At 73.5% G+C, this 18,183-nt stretch carries 17 protein-coding genes; 6 read left to right on the top strand and 11 right to left on the bottom strand.

Translation table 11 applies throughout. The features are described 5' to 3' along the window. Positions 1-19 precede the first annotated feature (19 nt). Positions 20-1,156 (bottom strand): AMP-binding protein, encoded by a 1,137-nt coding sequence (locus G7070_RS18670; protein WP_250645984.1) that lies wholly within the window; start codon positions 1,154-1,156, stop codon positions 20-22. A 505-nt stretch (positions 1,157-1,661) separates the two neighbouring features. Here G7070_RS18670 and G7070_RS09805 point away from each other — a divergent pair. Beyond that, the gene (locus G7070_RS09805; RefSeq protein ID WP_166233586.1) at positions 1,662-1,910 is read left to right on the top strand and encodes a hypothetical protein; all 249 of its coding nucleotides are present in this window, start codon (positions 1,662-1,664) and stop codon (positions 1,908-1,910) included. Between the two features lie 602 nt (positions 1,911-2,512). Here the strand turns inward: G7070_RS09805 and G7070_RS09800 are convergent. Then, positions 2,513-3,496: a pirin family protein gene (locus G7070_RS09800; RefSeq protein WP_166233585.1), complete on the bottom strand. Its 984-nt coding sequence runs from the start codon at positions 3,494-3,496 to the stop codon at positions 2,513-2,515. Between the two features lie 64 nt (positions 3,497-3,560). Between G7070_RS09800 and G7070_RS09795 the strand changes: the two genes are divergently transcribed. Next, the gene (locus G7070_RS09795; RefSeq protein WP_166233584.1) at positions 3,561-4,847 is read left to right on the top strand and encodes a thymidine phosphorylase; all 1,287 of its coding nucleotides are present in this window, start codon (positions 3,561-3,563) and stop codon (positions 4,845-4,847) included. A 108-nt stretch (positions 4,848-4,955) separates the two neighbouring features. Here G7070_RS09795 and G7070_RS09790 read toward each other — a convergent pair whose 3' ends face one another. Together G7070_RS09790 and G7070_RS09785 are read right to left on the bottom strand one after the other, a co-directional pair. Then, positions 4,956-6,053, bottom strand: a complete 1,098-nt coding sequence (locus tag G7070_RS09790; RefSeq protein WP_166233583.1) for a Gfo/Idh/MocA family oxidoreductase — start codon at positions 6,051-6,053, stop codon at positions 4,956-4,958. 77 nt (positions 6,054-6,130) lie between these two features. Beyond that, positions 6,131-7,084 (bottom strand): NAD(P)H-dependent flavin oxidoreductase, encoded by a 954-nt coding sequence (locus G7070_RS09785; protein ID WP_166233582.1) that lies wholly within the window; start codon positions 7,082-7,084, stop codon positions 6,131-6,133. Between the two features lie 327 nt (positions 7,085-7,411). On the opposite strand from G7070_RS09785, the gene G7070_RS09780 reads away from it, so the two are divergent. Together G7070_RS09780 and G7070_RS09775 are read left to right on the top strand one after the other, a co-directional pair. Continuing rightward, positions 7,412-8,077 carry an SIMPL domain-containing protein gene (locus G7070_RS09780; protein WP_166233581.1) on the top strand — a complete coding sequence of 222 codons (666 nt, stop codon included), beginning with the start codon at positions 7,412-7,414 and terminating at the stop codon, positions 8,075-8,077. A gap of 209 nt (positions 8,078-8,286) precedes the next feature. Further along, positions 8,287-8,601: a GNAT family N-acetyltransferase gene (locus G7070_RS09775; protein ID WP_166233580.1), complete on the top strand. Its 315-nt coding sequence runs from the start codon at positions 8,287-8,289 to the stop codon at positions 8,599-8,601. A 201-nt stretch (positions 8,602-8,802) separates the two neighbouring features. Here the strand turns inward: G7070_RS09775 and G7070_RS09770 are convergent, their stop codons facing one another. The 6 genes from G7070_RS09770 to G7070_RS09745 form a co-directional block, all read right to left on the bottom strand. Further along, on the bottom strand, positions 8,803-9,678 hold the full coding sequence (locus tag G7070_RS09770) for a lysophospholipid acyltransferase family protein (protein ID WP_166233579.1): 876 nt from the start codon (positions 9,676-9,678) through the stop codon (positions 8,803-8,805). Between the two features lie 56 nt (positions 9,679-9,734). Beyond that, entirely contained in the window at positions 9,735-10,595 is an 861-nt protein-coding gene (locus G7070_RS09765; RefSeq protein ID WP_166233578.1) for an exodeoxyribonuclease III, read from the bottom strand. Positions 10,596-10,698: 103 nt separating this feature from the next. Then, entirely contained in the window at positions 10,699-11,583 is an 885-nt protein-coding gene (locus tag G7070_RS09760; protein ID WP_166233577.1) for an ATP-grasp domain-containing protein, read from the bottom strand. An 18-nt stretch (positions 11,584-11,601) separates the two neighbouring features. After that, on the bottom strand, positions 11,602-13,002 hold the full coding sequence (fumC, locus tag G7070_RS09755; RefSeq protein WP_166233576.1) for a class II fumarate hydratase: 1,401 nt from the start codon (positions 13,000-13,002) through the stop codon (positions 11,602-11,604). Further along, on the bottom strand, positions 12,999-13,376 hold the full coding sequence (locus G7070_RS09750; protein ID WP_166233575.1) for a DUF2218 domain-containing protein: 378 nt from the start codon (positions 13,374-13,376) through the stop codon (positions 12,999-13,001). The genes fumC and G7070_RS09750 overlap by 4 nt, the downstream gene beginning before the upstream one ends. A 323-nt stretch (positions 13,377-13,699) precedes the next feature. Further along, positions 13,700-14,260: an NUDIX hydrolase gene (locus G7070_RS09745; RefSeq protein WP_166233574.1), complete on the bottom strand. Its 561-nt coding sequence runs from the start codon at positions 14,258-14,260 to the stop codon at positions 13,700-13,702. A gap of 759 nt (positions 14,261-15,019) precedes the next feature. Between G7070_RS09745 and G7070_RS09740 the strand changes: the two genes are divergently transcribed. Then, positions 15,020-16,441, top strand: coding sequence for a dihydrolipoyl dehydrogenase family protein (locus G7070_RS09740; protein WP_166233573.1), 1,422 nt, complete (start codon positions 15,020-15,022; stop codon positions 16,439-16,441). Positions 16,442-16,661: 220 nt separating this feature from the next. Next, complete coding sequence (locus G7070_RS09735) at positions 16,662-17,069, top strand: VOC family protein (protein ID WP_166233572.1); 408 nt, start codon at positions 16,662-16,664, stop codon at positions 17,067-17,069. 30 nt (positions 17,070-17,099) lie between these two features. Here the strand turns inward: G7070_RS09735 and G7070_RS09730 are convergent, their stop codons facing one another. Then, positions 17,100-18,059, bottom strand: a complete 960-nt coding sequence (locus tag G7070_RS09730) for a zinc-binding dehydrogenase (RefSeq protein WP_166233571.1) — start codon at positions 18,057-18,059, stop codon at positions 17,100-17,102. Positions 18,060-18,183 lie beyond the last annotated feature (124 nt).

The following is an 18,183-nucleotide window of genomic DNA, read 5'->3' as shown; positions in this document are numbered from 1 at the left end:
ACGACGAACTTGGCCTCCGTCAGGTCGGGGCGGTTGAGGTAGCCGATCGCGACCCCGACGCCGCCGATCGCGAGTTCGCCGATCTCGCCGTCGGCGACCGGCTGGCCGTCCTCCCCAGCAGCGCGGCGAAGTAGGTGGGCAGCGGGACGCCGATCGTGACCGGCTTCCCGGGCACGAGTTCGGCGTAGGTGCACGAGGAGGTGCACTCGGTCGGGCCGTAGGTGTTGAGGATCCGCCGCTCCGGGCCGCCCCAGCGCTCCACGAGCCCCTGCGGGCAGGCCTCGCCGCCGAGGTTGAGGGTGCGCAGCAGCGGCAGCGGGCGGTCGATCGTGGCCAGAACGGTCGGCACGCCGTGGTAGAACGTGACCCGCTCCTCCTCGAGGAAGTCGGCCAGGCCGCTGCCGACCTGACGGCCGTCGATCGGGCCGGCCACCATGGTGGCGCCGACGCCCCACGTCGGCCACAGCTCCTCCAAAGAGAAGTCGAACGCGATGGTGAGCCCCTGGTACACGCGGTCGGTGGGCCGCACGTCGTAGATCTGGATCGCGACGTCGACGAAGTTGGTGATCGACGACTGGGCGACCAGCACCCCCTTGGGACGCCCCGTGGAGCCCGAGGTGTAGATGATGTAGGCGACCGGATCGCCCGCGGGATCGGTGTGGGGACGCCGCTCGGACCGTGCGGCAATGACCTCGGCCTCGGTGTCCAGTTGCAGCAGCGGGACGCCGGCCTCGCGTGCGACGTCGACCTTGTCGGAGGTCGTCAGCAGGGCGACGAGCGAGGCGTCCTGGGCGAAGTAGTGGACGCGGTCCGCGGGCGCGGCCGGATCGATCGGGACGTACGCCGCGCCGGTCTTGACGACGCCGAGGATCGCGACGTACATGTCCACGGAACGCTGGACGAAGATGCCGACCCGCTCCCCCGGGCGCGCGCCCTGGGCGATGAGGTGGTTGGCCAGCCGGTTCGCGCGCCGTTCGAGGTCGGCGTACGTCAGGGTCTCGCCGTGGCACACCAGGGCGGTCTGGTCGGGAGCGCGATCGACGGATCGCTCGAAGAACTCGATGAGGCGGTGGGGCCGATTCGACGGATCGATCTGTACATCGGGGAACAGATATCCGGCTTGCACCTCGGCGCGGGTCGATGTGGACAATGTCATGGGCGGGGCCTCCCGAAAGATGGAACACCGTTCCTGACGAGGGCGAGTTGAGAGGACCGGCGAAGATCAACGAACCCATGTTATGGGTGAGGCGTCACACGTCGGAGGACGTCACCCCCTCGGGAGGAGGGCTCCCCGTGCCCGCTCCGGGCCAGGGGGACGTGTCCCCCGAAGGGGGACAACAACACGCAACCGCACAAAAATAGAGATGAAGGTCCTAGATAACCACGTCATGCGGGATCCGAAGCTGGTGAAACGTCGTTGGGCGCGACGCCGGTCGTTCATCCGATGTTTTCAAAGAAAGCGCTGTCCATTTTTGGCAACCTTGCGCAACTCGACGCCAACCGCTGCATGATCCGGGGGCTGCTGGGCGGACGGGCGCCCCTCACGCCGTTACGCGGCGACCACCCGCGGCGTAGGCTGACCGGACGCGGCACCCCCGCCGCGCGGCCCGCACCCCGCCGCGAGCGGCCGGCGGACCCACTCACCGACGAGAGGAGCGCGCATGAGCGACAACCAGGGCGAGTACGTGGACGGCGGCGAGGTCTCGGAGATCGACCGCCTCCGCCCCGGCGGCATCGTCGACGAGGGCGACCCCACTCCCTACGCCGAGTACGCCAACCAGACCGAGGACGGCGCCCCCAAGAACTACGGGACGGCCCACGAGGACGAGAGCCTGCCCCCGCCGCAGGACGCCTCGGACAGTGCCGACGACGAGCGCCGGGAGGCGCTGCGCGACGACCCGAACGCCTGAGCGCGCCACGCCCCATTGGAACAGCGCCGGCGGGGCGGACCGCGAACCGCCCCGCCGGCAGCCTTTCTCGAGCGGTCGCTGCCGCGACGACCACGGCCACACCCGGGACGGCGCGCCCGCGACGACCACGGCCACACCCACCCGGACGGGGCGCCGCGACGTCTCGCCCCCCCGCGACCGCCCCGCCCGCCGGAACCGCGGACCTGCCGCGCTCCCGGCGCGTCCACATACTGGACGCCTATTTGGACACCCCATCACGGCTCCGACAAGGCGGGATCGCGCGGGGAGGCAAGCGAGTGCAACCAGAACCGTTGCCTGTTGCGCTAACGAGTGCTAGTCGCGTATATTTGTAGCCAGAGCGGCGGACAGCCGGAAGATTTACGACAATAAGTGAGTGTGTGCGATGCGTTTCCTGTTCCTGAGCCTCAAGGCGGCTTTCCACGGGGGCATGAACATGGCGGATCTCGTTTACCACGACCAGCCCCGCTGACCCTGTTCGCCCAGACCGCGCCGAGACCTTCCGGTCTCGGCGCTTTTTCGTGCCCGGAACAGCCCTGGCCCCTGCCTACCTGGGGCGGTCCGGGCCGGCAACGTCGCCGGCTCTACTGGGCACGGCCCCGACGGAACCGCGGCTTGAGCCGTAGATCCGGCAGCACCGGCGCCTTCAGCCGGGGCACCGGCCCCCGGTAGCCGGCGACGGCGCCGAAGCGGTCGTCGGGGGCGTCGTTCCATTCCTGCCGCAGCCGGGCGATGTCCTCGTGGCTGCGCCCGATGAAGTTCCACCACATCACCACGCCCTCGTCGAACGGCTCCCCTCCGAGCAGCATCAGCCGGGCGGGGGCGTCCGTGGGGTTGTGCAGGCGCAGGTGCCCCAGGCCCGCGTCTCGGACGCCGAGCACGCTCGGGTCCAGGCGGGTGCCGTCGAAGTCCACGACGCCGGTGTCGACCAGGACGCCGTGCTCGAACCCGGAGGCGACCTCGGTCTCCCACGTCGCCCCGGGCGCCAGGACGATCTCCGCCCCCAGCAGCGGCGTCTCGGTGTGCACCGGCGAGGACGCGTCGCCGAGGCGTCCGATGAACGTCCGCGCCGAGACGCCGGGGGCCGGGGCGTCGGCGTCCGGCTCGTGGTGCTGGAACTCGCGACTCAGGTCCGCGGAGTGCTCGGGCAGCACCACCCACAGTTGGACGCCGTGCAGCGCGGCCCGGCTCCGCGTCGACACCTCAGAGTGCGCGATGCCGTAGCCGGACGTCATGAGGTTGACCTGGCCGGGCCGCACCATCGCGTGGACGCCGCCGGAGTCCCGGTGCTCGATCTCGCCGCTGAACAGCCAACTCACGGTCTGCAGCCCGGTGTGGGGGTGCGGCGGCACGTCCATGCACGCCCCCTCCTCGGGGCCGTAGTGGTCGATGAAGCACCAGGCGCCCACGAAGGAGCGGCGCAGGTTCGGCAGCGTGCGGCGCACCCGCATCGCGTCCTCGCCGCCCAGCTGCACGTCCTTGGGTTCGTAGGCCTCCACCAGGTGGGGGTCGGCCGCCTCGCCGTGTTCGCACACGATCGGGCGGGCGTCGGTCTCGGTGTTGCTCATGCTGCCTCCCCTGGACGGCGCCGTTCGAGTGGTCCCAACCTAGTCCGAGCCATACGCTGAGCCCATGGTTGAGCCCTTCGATGCTGTCGACGTCATCCGCACCAAGCGGGACTCCGGAACACTGTCCGACGATCAGATCGCCTGGGTGGTGGACGCCTACACCAGGGGCGTCGTCGCGGACGAGCAGATGTCCGCGCTCGCCATGGCGATCTTCCTCAACGGCATGACCCGCCCCGAGATCGAGCGCTGGACGCGCGCGATGATCGAGTCCGGCGAGCGGCTCGACTTCACCGTGCTGGGGGCGACCGCCGACAAGCACTCCACCGGCGGCGTCGGGGACAAGATCACGCTGCCGCTGGTGCCGCTGGTCGCCGCGTTCGGCGTCCGGGTGCCCCAGTTGTCGGGCCGGGGCCTCGGCCACACCGGCGGCACGCTGGACAAGATGGAGTCGATCCCCGGGTGGCGCGCGAACCTGTCCAACCAGGAGATGTTCACCATCCTGCGCGAGGTCGGCGGCGTGATCTGCGCGGCCGGCACGGGCCTGGCGCCGGCGGACAAGAAGCTCTACGCGCTGCGCGACACCACCGCGACGGTGGACTGCATCCCGCTGATCGCATCCTCGATCATGAGCAAGAAGATCGCCGAGGGCACGGGCGCGCTCGTGCTCGACGTCAAGACCGGCGCGGGCGCCTTCATGACCGACGAGGCCAAGGCCCGCGAGCTGGCCCGCACCATGGTCGACCTGGGCACCGACGCCGGGCTGAAGACCGTCGCCCTGCTCACCGACATGTCCACCCCGCTCGGCCTGACCGTCGGCAACGCGCTCGAGGTGCGCGAGTCCGTCGAGGTGCTGGCCGGGGGCGGGCCGTCCGACGTGGTCGAGCTCACCGTCGCGCTGGCGCGGGAGATGCTGGCCGCCGCCGGTCAACCGGACGCCGACGTCGAGGCCGCCCTGTCCGACGGACGCGCCATGGACGTGTGGCGCCGGATGGTCACCGCTCAGGGCGGCGACGTGGACGCCCCGCTGCCCGTGGCCGCGGACACCGAGGTCATCACCGCCGACCACGACGGGGTCATCGCCGGCATCGACGCGATGGACGTCGCCGTCGCCGCCTGGCGCCTGGGCGCGGGCCGCGCCCGCAAGGAGGATCCGGTCGACTTCGCCGCCGGCGTCGAGTTGCACGCCAAGCCGGGCGACGCCGTGAAGGCCGGCCAACCGCTGCTGACGCTGCACACCTCAGACCCGGCCCGCTTCGGCCGGGCGCAGGAGGTGCTGGCGGACGCGATCAGCTTCGCCGAGGAGGGCGAGACGTTCGTCGCCCGCCCGCTCGTGATCGACCGGATCGCCTAGCGAGGGGCCTGTCGCGCGACCGGGGAGTGCTGGTCGCGCGACCCGGAAGGGGCCACGATGACGCCACCTGGACGTTCGACACGACCCTGATCGAGTGGCGCGGTCCCCCTACCAGCTGGGCGCGACCGGCGCCGTCGAGCTCACGCTCGGCTGACGCCCCTCAGCCGGCCCAGGGGCCGGCGGGCACCTCCACGGGGCGCTGCGCCTTGATCGCCTGCTCGATCGCGAAGCCGAGCGCGGCGTCCTGGCAGCCCTGGGCGAGCGGATACGGTTCCGGGGCTCCGCCGTCGGCCCACGCCAGCGTGTCGCGCAGCAGCGTCGCGGTGGCGATCGTGTCGTCGGGCCAGTGGTTGCCGGGCCACGGGTTGCGCCACAGCACCTCCCCTCGTAGCTGAGGTGCTCCGAATCGAAGCCCGACATGTCGAGGTCGTAGCCGGTCTGCCGCCGCTCGATGCGTCCGGTCAGGATCGTCTCCGGCCCGCCCCAGCGGACGACGTCGTCGCCGTCCAGTTCGCCGAGCGTCCCGCGGACCGCGAGCCGGCGGAACCGCAGCAGGTTGCGCGTCTGCTGGTCGCTGAAGTCGTAGACGCCGCTGCGGCCGTCGCCGAAGTCGAACACGGCGTGCCGGGTGGTGGTGTCCTCGGGCTCGGTCTTGCCGGTCCAGCCGGCGCGCGACAGCGGCTGCAGCGCCGGCGCGGTGACGCTCGCCGCGGTGACCCGCGCGGCCCCCATGGGCAGGCCGAGGTGGGCCCGCATCAGGGCCACCGCGTGGTAGGTCTGCGTCGAGGACACCTGGACCTGCGTCGGCGTCCCGATCACCCCGGACGCCGTGACCGCCAGGCGCGCCGCGTGCGAGGGGTAGCGCGGGTACTGCTCCGCGACCTGCACCAGCCCGCTGGCGCCGACGTCGCGCCACAGCGCCTCGAGCCCCTCGGTGTTGCCGGCGGCGGGCGTCTCCAGCAGGACGCCGACGCCCGCCTCGACCGCCTGCCGGGCGATCACGGGCGTCTGGTCCCAGGACACCGACGCGACGACGAGCTTCGCCCCGGTCTTGGCCAGCGCCTCGGGCAGCGAGTGGTAGGCGGGCACCGGGGTGTCCCGCGGCGTCCGGACGACCATGCCGACGCACTCGGCGCCGATCCCCTGGGCGGCCTCCCACCAGGCGCGGGAGCGGTAGCCCCAGCCGACCATGACGAACGTTGTCATCGCTGTTCCCCTCGTGTGCTGCGGCCCCCGGTCGGGACGGCGGTCGGTGGGGCCGGGCACCGGACGCCGCGTGTCGGTCAGGTGACGCGGGGGCGCGCCAGGCCGTCGAGCCGGGCGAGCGCGGCGTCGTACTCGCCCGCCAGCCGGTCGACCAGGCCGGCGACCGGGGGCGCGTCGGTAATGGCCTGGACGCCCTGGCCCGCCGACCAAATGTCGCGCCACGCCTTGGCCTGCGTCTCATCGGGCCGGGTGAGGTGGTCGAGGTCGACGGGGCCGGGGGCGGCGTCCGGGTCGATGCCGGCGGCGTCCAGGCTGGCGCGCAGGAAGCTGGCCGGGATCGAGCTGACGGCGGGGGTGTAGACGACGTCGGCGGCGCCCGCCTCGACGAGCATCGCCTTGTAGGCGTCCGACGCGCCCGCCTCGGCGGTGGCGATGAAGCGGGTGCCGAGGTAGGCCAGGTCGGCGCCGAGCGCCTGCGCGGCCAGGACGTCCGCGCCCGTGGACAGGCTGCCCGCGAGCAGCACCAGCCCGTCGAACCAGGGCCGGACGGCCGCCATCAGGGCGAACGGGTTGGTCGAGCCGGCGTGGCCGCCCGCACCGCCCGAGACGAGGATGAGGCCGTCCACGCCGGCGGCGGCTGCCTTGCGGGCGTGCCGCAGCGTCGTGACGTCGTGCAGCACCAGCCCGCCGTAGGAGTGCACCGCGTCCACGACGTCGGTGACCGCGCCGAGGGAGGTGATGACGATCGGGACGCGGTGGGCGACGACCAGGTCGAGGTCGGCCCGCAGCCGCGGGTTGGACGGGTGCACGATGAGGTTGACGCCGTAGGGCGCGTCGGCGGGGCTCAGCTGGGCCTCGATCTCCTCGAGCCAGCCGGCGAACCCGGCGGTGGTGCGCTGGTTGAGCGCCGGGAGCGTCCCGACCACCCCGGCGCGGCAGCACGCCACCACGAGCGCGGGATCGGAGATCAGGAACATCGGCGCGGCGACCACCGGCAGCCGCAGCCGCCCCACCGGCTGGGACGCGTCCATGCTCCCCCTCGCTCTCGTACGTCCGCTCATCGTAGGGCCCCACGCCGACCACGCCGGCGGATGGCCGGGTCGCCGGGTGGCCGTGTCGCCGGGTGGCCGGGTCACCGGCGGCCGTGTCGCCGGGTGGCGGGTCACCGGGCGGCGCGGCGTCGGGCGCCGGGGTTCTGGTCCTGCCGGCTCAACGCCCGACACACACGACCTCGCAACCCGCCCGCGGACGGCCACGCGGGCCGCACGACCTCTCCGTGGCCGGCCTGTTTCGGCAGTTCGGGCCGGTATCGTCCCCTCAGGACGCGGACGCGTCCGGACGCCGAAGGGGGCAACCGCATGCAGATCTCCGTCATGGGCACCAGCGAGTACTCCATCCCGCCGGAGCGCGGCACCGCCCAGATGCGCGTCACGGCCGAGGACGTCGACGCCGCGCGCGCCAGCCGCCGCGCCCAGAGCGCGGTCGCCCGGATCGACGCCGAGGTGCGCCGGCTCGCGGCCGGCGACGACGCCCCGGTGACGTGGTTCAGCGTCGGTCCGCTGACCACCTCCTCGTGGCAGCCGACCAACCCCCAGGGCAAGCCCGGGCCGCGCCGGTACTCGGCGTCGGCGCGCATCCAGGTGAAGTTCCGCGACTTCACCGAACTCGCCGCCGCGGTGACCCGGTGGGGCGCGGACGAGGACGTCAACGTCGGGTACGTCGAATGGGCGCTGACCGATGCGACCCGCTTGGAGGTGGAGGCGAAGGCGCTCACGGACGCCGTGGCCGACGCCCGCCAGCGCGCCACCGCGATCGCCACAGCCTGCGGCTACGCGACGATCCAAGTCGAGCAGGTCGCGGACCCCGGCCTCCTCGGCGAGAACGGCCCGATGCCCGCCGTCGCCTACGACGGCCCCGCCGGCGTGATGATGCGCGGCAAGGCTGTCGCGGAGACCACCGAACTCTCCCCCGAGGACGTCCGCGGCTCGGCGAAGGTGCACGCCCGGTTCCGCGCCGAGCACTGATCGGCTCGTCGGCGCCCCCCACGATGACCGCCCCCACGGTGGAGACCCCCTGACATCGCGGGGACTGGCGCCTCCACGGTGGAGGCCCTGACATCGCGGCCGGCCGGCACTGCCCCGAGTCGCCCCATGGCGACGTGAGCCGACCGCCGAACGGCGTCACCGAGACGGCGCTCCCCCGGAGGGGGTGAGCCGTCGTCGTATGATGCAGCATGGACGAACTGGACGGTGTCGAGGTCATCGACAACCCCGAACGCCGCCGCTTCGAAGCCCGTCTGGGGCGCAAGGTGCTGGGGTGGGCCTCCTACGACCAGACCAGCGAGATCATCGTCTTCACCCACACCGAGGTGAGTCGCCGCTGGGAGCGGCTCGGCCTGGGAAGTCGGCTGGTGCAGGCCACCCTCGATCATGTCCGGAGCCAGGGCATGCAGGTGCTCTCGACCTGCCCGTTCGTCAGCGACTGGATCAACCGCCACCCCGACTACGACGACCTCGTCTACCGCCCCGGCCCCGGCACGAGCTACTGAGCCGTCCACCCCGCCTCAACACCTTCTGGTCGACACCCACGGCTGCGGCCTCGGCGCCACCGTGCCGGTCGGTGTCGTTCTGGTGCCCCCAGTCGGCGGCCGAGAGCACGCGACAAGGGGTGATGAGCCGCACCCACTCGACGCGCGGCACCAGAACGACACCACCGATCAGGCCGGCGTCTCCGCTCAGCACAGCGATGGTCAGCCCGCGCATCTGGCGGCGGCCAGCAGGTCGCCGACCGCGGCCGGCACCCCGTCGGCGTCGTCGATGGGGGCGCCGAACCGGACGGTGACGTGCCGCGTCCGCCACCGGGCGCTCAGTAGCTGCCCGACCGCGGCGAGCCACTCCCGGTCGGCGGGACGCCGCCGCAGCCGCGTCAGCGGGTGGTCCAAGGCGCGGGCCGTGTGCACGCCGCTGATCACCGCCGGGACGATCCGCGAACCGGGCGCCAAGCGCAGCACCGTCGCGCCGCTGCCCGACCAGCGCGCCAACGACGCCGTCGCGTCCCGGACGCCCGGGTCGGGTTCGATGGCGCCGGCCGGGAACGTCACGACGGCCCCGCCGGACCCCAACCGTGCCGCCATCGCGCGCAGCACCCCGGCGCGCGGTCCCTCCGCCGGCACCGGGATCACGTGCGCGCGCAGCGCGGGGAGCGCCCGCAGGAAGGGGTGATCCAGGGCGACCACGGCCACGTCGTCGCGGCCGAGCGCGGCGAACAGGGCGAGCGCGTCGAACAGCCCGGGATGGTTCGCGACCACGAGGATCGGACCAGTCGCCGGCGCGGCACCGCGCACGGTCAGCCGCGGCACGAGGTGAGCGAGCATCGCCGCGGACGCCGCCGGCAGCCCCACCGCCGCGACCGCGGCGTCGAAGTCCGCCAGTTGTTCGGCCAGGCGCCGGACGCGGCCGCGGAACGGTCGTGCCACAGTGCCCCGTACCCAGCGGGGCGCGCGCTCCAGCGCGAACGCGCGGAGCAGATCGGCCTCGTTCAGGGCGACCAGCACGGCCACCTGGGCCGCCCGATCACCGGTGTTGTGCGTCCCCTCGCCGGCACGGTCACCGGCATGACGCGTCACGCCGCCGTCCGCGTCGTCCGTTCGAGGTCGCCCCCGTGCCGTGCCATTTCGGCGGCCTACCGCGACCCCTGCGGCAGCGTGACGCCGCGGCGTCCCCGCGCTGGACGCGACGGCGGCGGCACGACCGGACCGATGTCGCCGTCGGGCGCGACGTCCAGGTCCACGATCACGGGCGCGTGGTCGCTGGGCAGCTTGCCCTTGCGTGCGGCCCGGTCGACCCACGTCGCCCGGACGCGCCCGGCGACCGGCCCCGAGGCGAGAACCAGGTCGATCCGCATGCCGAGGTCCTGGTGGAACATGCCCGCGCGGTAGTCCCAGTAGGAGAAGACCCGCTCATCGGGCCAGCGCTCCCGCATCACGTCGACGAGCCCGAACGCGGCGAGCCGCTCGCGCTCCCGGGGCGTGACGTGGGTGTGGCCGACGTAGGCGGCCGGGTCGAACAGATCGGCGTCCGCGGGGGCGATGTTCATGTCGCCGCACAGCGCCACGTCGCCCGGCCCGGACGCCGCGTGCGCCGCCAGGGCGTCCAGCCAGCTGAGCTTGTAGGCGTAGTGGTCGGAGTCGACCTCGCGCCCGTTGGGCACGTAGAGGCTCCACACCTTCACCCCGCCGCAGTCGGCGCCGATGGCGCGCGCCTCGGCCCGGTCGGCGAAGTCGGGCTGCCCCGGGAAGCCGCGCTCCACGTCCGCGAGCCCCACCCGCGACAGCAGCGCCACCCCGTTCCACTGGCCCTGTCCGTGGTGGGCGAAGGTGTAGCCGCGCTCGGCCAGCGGACCGGCGAGCAGGTCGGCGAACGCCTCGTCGCTCAGCTTGGTCTCCTGCAGGCACACGACGTCGGGCTTGCGCTCGTCCAGCCAGGGCAGCAGCCGGGGCACGCGCTGCTTGACCGAGTTCACGTTCCAGGTGGCGATCCTCACCCGTCCGAGCCTAACCCCACGGTCGGACGCCCCGTCGATCGACTGCGTCCGCGGCCCGGCAGCGCCCGACTGCAGCGCTCCTCCCGCCGGGACGGCGTCCGGCTCACTCGGCGAGCGCCCGCAGCAGGACGCGCGGGTCGGCGTCGCGGCGCAGGTCGCTGACCTGGCCGTCGCCCAGTTCGATGACCCACCAGCGGTCGGCGCCGCGGGCCAGGTCGACCGTCACGAACGGCAGGCCCAGCCCGCGCACCCGGACGCCGATGGCCTCCAGGAAGGCGACCAGGGCCGGGTCGCGGGGCGACTCGTCGCAGGCGGCGACGCCCTTGCCGCCCGGGGTGTCGGCGTCGGGTTCGTCCGGGTGGGCGCCGATGCACACCAGCGCGCCGTCGACCCACCAGCTGCGCAGTTCGGGGCCGGTCAGCTCCTCGAAGCGGCGGGCCACCAGGCCGCCGACGGCGTGGTCGCCCCTGATCCGGATCAGGTTCTGCGCCACGCGCCACGCCCGCTCCCGGTCGGACGCCTCCGGCACGAAGCACGCAGTCTCCCAGTCCTGCTTGGCCGACTTCACGTGGTCCCGCAGCACCGCGGCACCGGGGCCGAGCCGGTCCAGCGCCGCCTCGAACGCCGGCCGGTCGAAGCCGTCTGCGACCGCGGTGTCGGGGGTCAGCCCCTCGAACGTCGGCGCCCAGCCGGGCAGCTCGTGGGCGGCGCGGAAGGCGTCCGGACTGGTGCGCAGCCGCGCGCCGCGGCCCGCCAGCGCGCCGGCCACCCCCGCGTACTGCCCCGCGGTCAGCATCCAGCCGCGGTAGACGACGTCGGCCGAGGCGGGCACGCGGTGGACCGCCGCGGCGGCGTCCCCGCGCTCGGCGGCGTCGTGGTCCAGCAGGGCCACGTCCAGGCCGAGCGCGAGCGCGGCCTCGTACTCCCGGGCCCAGTGCGGATCCGGGCGGGCACCCCGCAGCGGGTCCGCAGGGACCAGCAGCAACATCGGTTGCTCGGCGGATCGCTACTCGGCGGCGGACGGGTGGGTCATGTCCATCGGGACGACCCACGCGTCGAACTGCTCCTCGGTCAGGTGACCCGACCGCAGCGCCGCCTCGCGCAGCGTCGACCCGGTCTTGTTGGCGTCCTTCGCGATCGCGGCGGCGGCGTCGTAGCCGATGTGCCGGTTGAGGGCCGTGACCTGCATCAGGTTCGAGTCGAGGTTGGCCTGGATGCGGGCCAGGTTGGGCTCCAGGCCGGCGACGCAGTGGTCGGTGAAGGACACCGCCGCGTCGGCGAGCAGCCGGGTCGACTCCAGGACGGCGTGCGCCATCACCGGCTTGAACACGTTGAGCTGGAAGTTGCCCTGGCTTCCGGCGAACCCGACCGTCGCGTCGTTGCCGAACACGCGGGTGGCGACCATGGTGACCGCCTCGCTCTGGGTGGGGTTCACCTTGCCCGGCATGATCGAACTGCCCGGCTCGTTCTCGGGGATGTGCAGTTCGCCGATGCCGTTGCGCGGCCCGGACGCGTACCAGCGGACGTCGTTGGCGATCTTCATCATCGCGCCGGCCAACAGGCGCAGCGACGAGCTGACCTCGACCAGGGCGTCGTGCGCCGAGAGGCTGGCGAACAGGTCGGGGGCCTGCACGAAGTCCAGCCCGGTCTCCGCCGAGATCATCTTCGCGGCGAGCTTGCCGAAGTCGGGGTGCGCGTTGAGGCCGGTGCCGACGGCCGTCCCGCCGATGGCGAGCTCGCGGACGCCGCCCTCGGCGTGGTGGACGTCCTCCAGCGCGAAGTCGAGTTGCGCGACCCAGCCGCCGATGACCTGCCCGAGCGTGACGGGGGTGGCGTCCTGCAGGTGCGTGCGGCCGACCATGACGACCTCGGCGTACTCCTCCGCCTTCGCGGCCAGGGTGTTGCGCAGGTGGCCGATCGCGCCGTAGAGCCGGTCGTTGAGCTCGCCGACGACGGCGATGTGCATCGCGGTCGGGAACGTGTCGTTGGAGCTCTGGCCCCGGTTGACGTGGTCGTTGGGGTGCACGGGCTGCTTGCTGCCCCGGACGCCGCCGGCGAGTTCGATCGCGCGGTTGCTGATGACCTCGTTGGCGTTCATGTTCGACTGGGTGCCCGAGCCGGTCTGGAACACCACCAGCGGGAACTGGTCGTCGAGCGTCCCGGCGATGACGTCGTCGGCCGCGCGCACGATCAGGTCGGCGGTCTCGACGGGCAGTTCGCCCAGTTCGCCGTTGGCCTGGGCGGCGGCCTTCTTCAGGACGCCGAGGGCGCGGATCATCGGGCGGCCCCACACGAACGTGTCGCGGCCGATGTCGAAGTTGCCCAGCGAGCGCTGCGTCTGCGCGCCCCAGTAGGCCTCGTCGGCCACCTCGATGGGGCCCATGCTGTCGGTTTCGGTGCGGGTCATCGCTGTTCCTCCTTCGTGGTCTGCCCGGCCTCCGGGCGGTCGTCCGGGTCGTCGAAGCGCTGCTCGCTGCCCGGGGTGCCGTCGGAGCGCGTCCAGGTCACCACGAACCCGGCGTCGCGTCCGAACCGCACGAGGTGGCGTCCCACCACCTGCTCGAAGCGCTCGATCACCTCGGGTCCGGCGTCCACGGTCAGGGTGAGCGCGTCCGGCGAGGCGGCCAGCGCGGCGGTCGCCTCCACGAAGTCGACGCTCCCGCGTTGCTCGTCATCGAGCCACTCCCCGCCGTTGCGGCGGCCGAGGTGGGAGGCCAACTGCTTGCCGAATCGCGCCGCCCGGTCCGTCGGGACGACGGCGGTGCTGGTGATCTGCGCCATGCGGCCACGCTACCCCGAGGGGCCGGCACCGGGACGGGCGCTCGACCGCTGCGTGAGAACGTGCGCGCCACCCTGCGCAACGTCCAGCGCACGTGTGGCGCTCCCCTTGCATCCGGATGCGGGGCCCGGACACGACGCCCACGGTCGCCGGCACCGGGCCGGCGTGGAAGCGGCGGACGCCGATTCACGGTGACCGCACGCAGGACGCCTCGAGCCTGGCCGTTCCCAACACCGCGGCGTGCAGGGCCCCTGCTGCCGGTGCGTGATCGGAATCGTCGCCAGGCCCCGATTCCTCGCGACCGACCGGCCACCCGGCCGTCTGGCTAGCGCGCTCCGGACGCCGGGGGCCGCGTGGGGCGTCCGTCGTGCACGAACCAGCCCGCAGGGTCCGCGGCACCCGTGGGCGCGAAGCGCGGATCCTGGGACAGCGCCCATTCGATCGCGCGGCGGTGCAGCGGCGGGACGTCGGCCAGGTCGTCGACGGCCCGCCAGGCGACGTCGATGCTCTCGTCGTCGTGGACGTGCGCCTCACCCGAGCGCGGGTCGAGCGCGACGATCACGTCGAGGTAGCGGGCGCGGTCCCCGTTGGGGTAGACGGTCGGCGGCAGCGCCTGCACCCCCACCAGTCGGACCGGCTCGGCCGTCACGCCCGTCTCCTCGAATACCTCTCGCGCGATGCCGTCGGCGGGCTCCTCGCCGGGCTCGAGGATGCCCGCGGGGACGGTCCAGCGGCCGTTGTCGCGGCGCTGGACCAGCAGCACCTCCGCCGTCGCGTCCGGCGGTTCCCCGACGGCCCGGAGCACGATCCCCTTCACCCCGGGCAGCCACAGGGGGTGGTCGCCGATCTTCTCGCGCAGCGCGAGCACGAACTCCGGAGTCGTCATGGGTCCACCGTGGCACGCCTTCCCCGCCCGGCTCCGGCGCGGCGGCCGCGCGTCGTGCCGACCGGCGTGGCGCGACGTGCTCGGACCTCAGGTCCGCCGCCCGGTGGCGCGGCCAGCCCCGCCTCCCCGACCGGTTCGAGCCTCGACCCGACCGAACACGCGAGGACCATGACGCCGTACTCGCCGTCCGCCGGGTTCGCCGAGTTCCCGAGTTCGCCGAGTTCGCCGAGTTCGCCGGCAGCTTCGTCGTGTCACCGCGTCCCGCAGCCCGATCGCGTCCGCATCGACGCCTGGAGCGTCCGCGTGACCAAGCACCGCCGCCCCTCCCCACCTGCCGGTGACGCTGAGAAGGCGTCCATTGGTCGGACGGGCAGCAACTTCCCGCCCCCTCTCGGTGCAGACGCCCCCGCTGCAACGGGGGCGTCTGCATCGAACGGGGGCGGTTGGTTCCAAGAGTGAGCGGCTGGTCGCGAACGGGGGCGGGTCGTCGCAAACAGGGGCGGTTCGTCGCAAACGCGGGCGACTCGACGCAAACAGGGGCGACTCGACGCAAACGCGGGCGACTCGTCCCAAACGAGGGCGGCTCGCTGCAAACCCGGGCGACTCGTCGCGAACGCGAGCGGCTCGTCGCGAACGGGGGCGGCTCGTCGCGAACGCGGGCGGCTCGTCCCAAGCGAGGGCGGCTGGCCTTGCGACGGCGACGGGCCGGCGCCAGGAACTCACGGGCGCTCGGGCGAGGGATCCGTGTCAGGCTGGAGCATGGCTGATGACGCGTTCGACTTCATCGTGATCGGCGCCGGGCCGGTCGGCGAGAACGTCGCCCAGTACGCGACGCAGGGCACGGACCTCACCGCGGCGCTGATCGACGGCGAGCTCTTCGGGGGCGAGTGCTCCTACTACGCCTGCATGCCGAGCAAGGCCCTGCTGCGCCCGGTGAGCGTGCTGCGGACGGCGTCCCATCTGCCCGGCGTGACGGGCGCGACCCTGGACGCCCGCGCCCTGCTCGCCCGCCGGGACGCGTGGGTCGCCCACTACGACGACGCCGGCCAGGTGCGCTGGGCGACCGACGCGGGCCTGCGCCCGATCCGCGGCCACGGCCGCCTGATCGGCGAGCGGCGGGTGCGGGTCGAGGGTCCCGACGGCGCGCGCGACCTGGAGGCGCGGTGCGCGGTGGTGATCGCCACCGGCAGCGTCCCGGTCGTACCGGCGCTGTTCCGGGATCTCGCCCCCTGGGGCTCCCGCGACGCGACCGGGGTGCGCGAGGTGCCCGGCACCCTCGCGGTGGTCGGCGGCGGCGTGGTGGCGGTCGAGGCGGCGACCTGGCTGGCCGCCCTCGGCTCCGACGTGACGCTGCTGGTCCGCGGCGAGCGGGTGCTGGCCTCGGCCGAACCCTTCGCGAGCGACCTGGTCGCCGCCGGGCTGCGCAGCGCGGGCGTGGACGTCCGGTTCGGCGTCGAGGCGTCCGGCGCACACCGCCCGCACGCCCACGACACCGGGTTGGGCCGGATCCACGGCGGGCACGTCACCCTCGACCTACCCGACGGCCCGCTCACGGTCGAGGAGGTGCTCGTCGCGACCGGGCGCCGCCCCCGCCTGGACGACCTTGGCCTGGACGCCGTGGGCCTGGGCCGCGACGACGTCACCGCGGGACGCCTTCCGGACTGGCTACTGGCCGTCGGGGACGCGTCGGGCGAGGCCCCGCTGACACACTGGGGCAAGTACCGCGCCCGGGTCGTCGGCGCCGACCTGGCGCACCGGTTCGGCGGTGCCCCGCCCGATGCGGACCCGCCGGAGTCGGTCCCGGTGCCGCAGGTCATCTTCACCGACCCGCAGGTCGCGACCGTCGGGCTCACGGAGGCGGCCGCCCGCGACGCCGGGCACCGCGTGGTGACCTCCTCGGCGCCGTGGGACGCCGCCTCGGGGGCCGCCCTGCTGCAGGACGACGCGGCCGGGCGGGCGCAGCTCGTGGTCGACGCCGACGAGGGTGTCCTGCTGGGGGCGACATTCGTCGGCCCCGACACTGCCGAGCTCGTGCACGCGGCGACGATCGCCCTCGTGGGAGGCATCCCCGTGCGCGTGCTACGGCACGCCGTGCCGTCCTATCCGACGGCGTCCGAGCTCTGGCTCCGCCTGCTGGAGGACCTGCCGGTGGAACTCCGGCGCGCCCCGGGCACTCTCTGAGAGATCCCCTGGGGCGGCGACCCGCCCGCCGCGCGCACCTCGCCTCGCCGGCGAACACCCTTGTGGCGTCCATGAACCCGGGTTGACCGTGCCGCGTGAGCGCGCGTGGTCCGCGTGACCGAAGAACGCAGTCGAAGTCGAGACGACGGGGTCTGGTCAGAGCGGGCGCGGCGGGATTACCTTGTTCCGCGCGCCCCAACGCATCGATTTCGGAGGAACCATGTCCCGTCTCAACCCCTACCTCAACTTCGCGAGCACGACCCGCGAGGCCATGGAGTTCTACCGCGACGTCCTGGGCGGCGAGCTCACCATCGCGACCTTCGCGCAGTTCGGCTTCGGCGACTCCGACGGCGTCATGCACGCCCAGCTCGAGACGCCCGCCGGCTACACCATCATGGCGTCCGACCTGCCCCCGGGCATGGAGGCGTCCCCCGTCGGCCAGAACATCTCGATCAGCATCTCCGGCACGGAGTCCGACGAGCTCAAGGGCTACTGGGAGGGCCTGTCGGATGGCGCGACGATCGTGATGCCGCTGGCCAAGCAGGCCTGGGGCGACGAGTACGGCCAGCTGATCGACAAGTTCGGCATCCCGTGGATGGTCGACATCGGCGGGGCGCCCGAGTCCTGAGCCCCCGGGCGCCCGCCGGGTGCCGGGGCCTCAGGCCCCTTGGCCCCGGCGGGCGACCGACTCCGACAACACCACCTTGAGCCGGCCGGCGGACGGGCGGACGTGGGTGGCGAACGCCTCCTGCGCGTCGAACGGGTGGAACCGGTGGGTGATCCCCACGGTGTGCAGCTCGGGGTGCTCCAGGACGTAGTCCTGCGCCTCGGCGAGGTAGCGCTGCCAGTCGCGGGTGTTCCCGCTGGTCAGCGACAGCCGGCGCTGGTAGAACTCCCGCAGCGGGAAGATCGCGTCGCCGTCGGGCAGGCCGAACGCCACGACGTGGCCCTCGTTCGCGGCCAGGCGGACAGCGTCCGCGACGAGACGCTGGTCATGCCCGACCGCCTCGACGACCACGGCCGCGTCCGCGCCGGAGGCATCCGTCCACGCGTCGATGTCCGCCGTGACCAGGTCGTCGATGCCGAACGCCGCCGCCACGTCGGAGCGGTCCACCCGGTCGACGCCGGTGACGCGGTAGCCGCGCTGGTGCAGCGTGTGGCAGAACAGCAGCCCCAGCGGACCCAACCCGAGCACGACGGCCCGGTCGTTCACCGGCTCGGGCAGGCGGCGCAGCGCGTTCAGCACGGTCGCGACGGGCTGGACGACCACCGCGTCGGCCGGGTCGAGGCCGGGCGCGACGGCGACCACCGTGTCCGCGGCCGTCCGGCTGAACTGGGCCAGGCCGGCGAACCGCTGCACCAGGCCGACCACGTGCGAACCGGGGGCGTGCCGCGACGAGGTGCTGGCGACCACCTCGCCCACCAGTTCGTGCAGCGGGACGCCGGGGGCGCCGACGAACGGCTCGTCCGGGTCGAAGGCGCCGCGGAACTTGGGCGAGTCGCTGCCGCACAGCCCCCCGGTGACGAACCGCAGCAGCACCTCGTCGGGGCCGAGCGCGTCGGCGGTCAGGTCGGGCACCTCGACGCGTTCGATCCGCTCCGGCGCGGTCAGTTGCATGGCCCACACGGTTCTCGTCCCTCCGTCGGCGACGTTCCTGGCCGTCAGCCTAGGGTCGCGCCGCCGCGGACGCGCCCGGGCCCGCCCCTCGGTCGCCGGGTCGCCCGGCGCCGGGAGGCGCCGA

Origin of the sequence: Propioniciclava coleopterorum (assembly GCF_011393335.1) — a bacterium.
GTDB classification, from domain to species: domain Bacteria; phylum Actinomycetota; class Actinomycetes; order Propionibacteriales; family Propionibacteriaceae; genus Propioniciclava; species Propioniciclava coleopterorum.
The sequence above is the reverse complement of the archived record's forward strand: the minus strand, read 5'-3'. Positions and strand labels throughout refer to the sequence as shown.

Bases quoted from the DNA above. Each gene is read 5' to 3' on its own strand.
- G7070_RS18670 (WP_250645984.1), bottom strand. From the start codon at position 1,156: ATGACATTGTCCACATCGACCCGCGCCGAGGTGCAAGCCGGATATCTG.
- G7070_RS09805 (WP_166233586.1), top strand. From the start codon at position 1,662: ATGAGCGACAACCAGGGCGAGTACGTGGACGGCGGCGAGGTCTCGGAG.
- G7070_RS09800 (WP_166233585.1), bottom strand. From the start codon at position 3,496: ATGAGCAACACCGAGACCGACGCCCGCCCGATCGTGTGCGAACACGGC.
- G7070_RS09795 (WP_166233584.1), top strand. From the start codon at position 3,561: ATGGTTGAGCCCTTCGATGCTGTCGACGTCATCCGCACCAAGCGGGAC.
- G7070_RS09790 (WP_166233583.1), bottom strand. From the start codon at position 6,053: ATGACAACGTTCGTCATGGTCGGCTGGGGCTACCGCTCCCGCGCCTGG.
- G7070_RS09785 (WP_166233582.1), bottom strand. From the start codon at position 7,084: ATGGACGCGTCCCAGCCGGTGGGGCGGCTGCGGCTGCCGGTGGTCGCC.
- G7070_RS09780 (WP_166233581.1), top strand. From the start codon at position 7,412: ATGCAGATCTCCGTCATGGGCACCAGCGAGTACTCCATCCCGCCGGAG.
- G7070_RS09775 (WP_166233580.1), top strand. From the start codon at position 8,287: ATGGACGAACTGGACGGTGTCGAGGTCATCGACAACCCCGAACGCCGC.
- G7070_RS09760 (WP_166233577.1), bottom strand. From the start codon at position 11,583: ATGTTGCTGCTGGTCCCTGCGGACCCGCTGCGGGGTGCCCGCCCGGAT.
- fumC (WP_166233576.1), bottom strand. From the start codon at position 13,002: ATGACCCGCACCGAAACCGACAGCATGGGCCCCATCGAGGTGGCCGAC.
- G7070_RS09750 (WP_166233575.1), bottom strand. From the start codon at position 13,376: ATGGCGCAGATCACCAGCACCGCCGTCGTCCCGACGGACCGGGCGGCG.
- G7070_RS09745 (WP_166233574.1), bottom strand. From the start codon at position 14,260: ATGACGACTCCGGAGTTCGTGCTCGCGCTGCGCGAGAAGATCGGCGAC.
- G7070_RS09740 (WP_166233573.1), top strand. From the start codon at position 15,020: ATGGCTGATGACGCGTTCGACTTCATCGTGATCGGCGCCGGGCCGGTC.
- G7070_RS09735 (WP_166233572.1), top strand. From the start codon at position 16,662: ATGTCCCGTCTCAACCCCTACCTCAACTTCGCGAGCACGACCCGCGAG.
- G7070_RS09730 (WP_166233571.1), bottom strand. From the start codon at position 18,059: ATGCAACTGACCGCGCCGGAGCGGATCGAACGCGTCGAGGTGCCCGAC.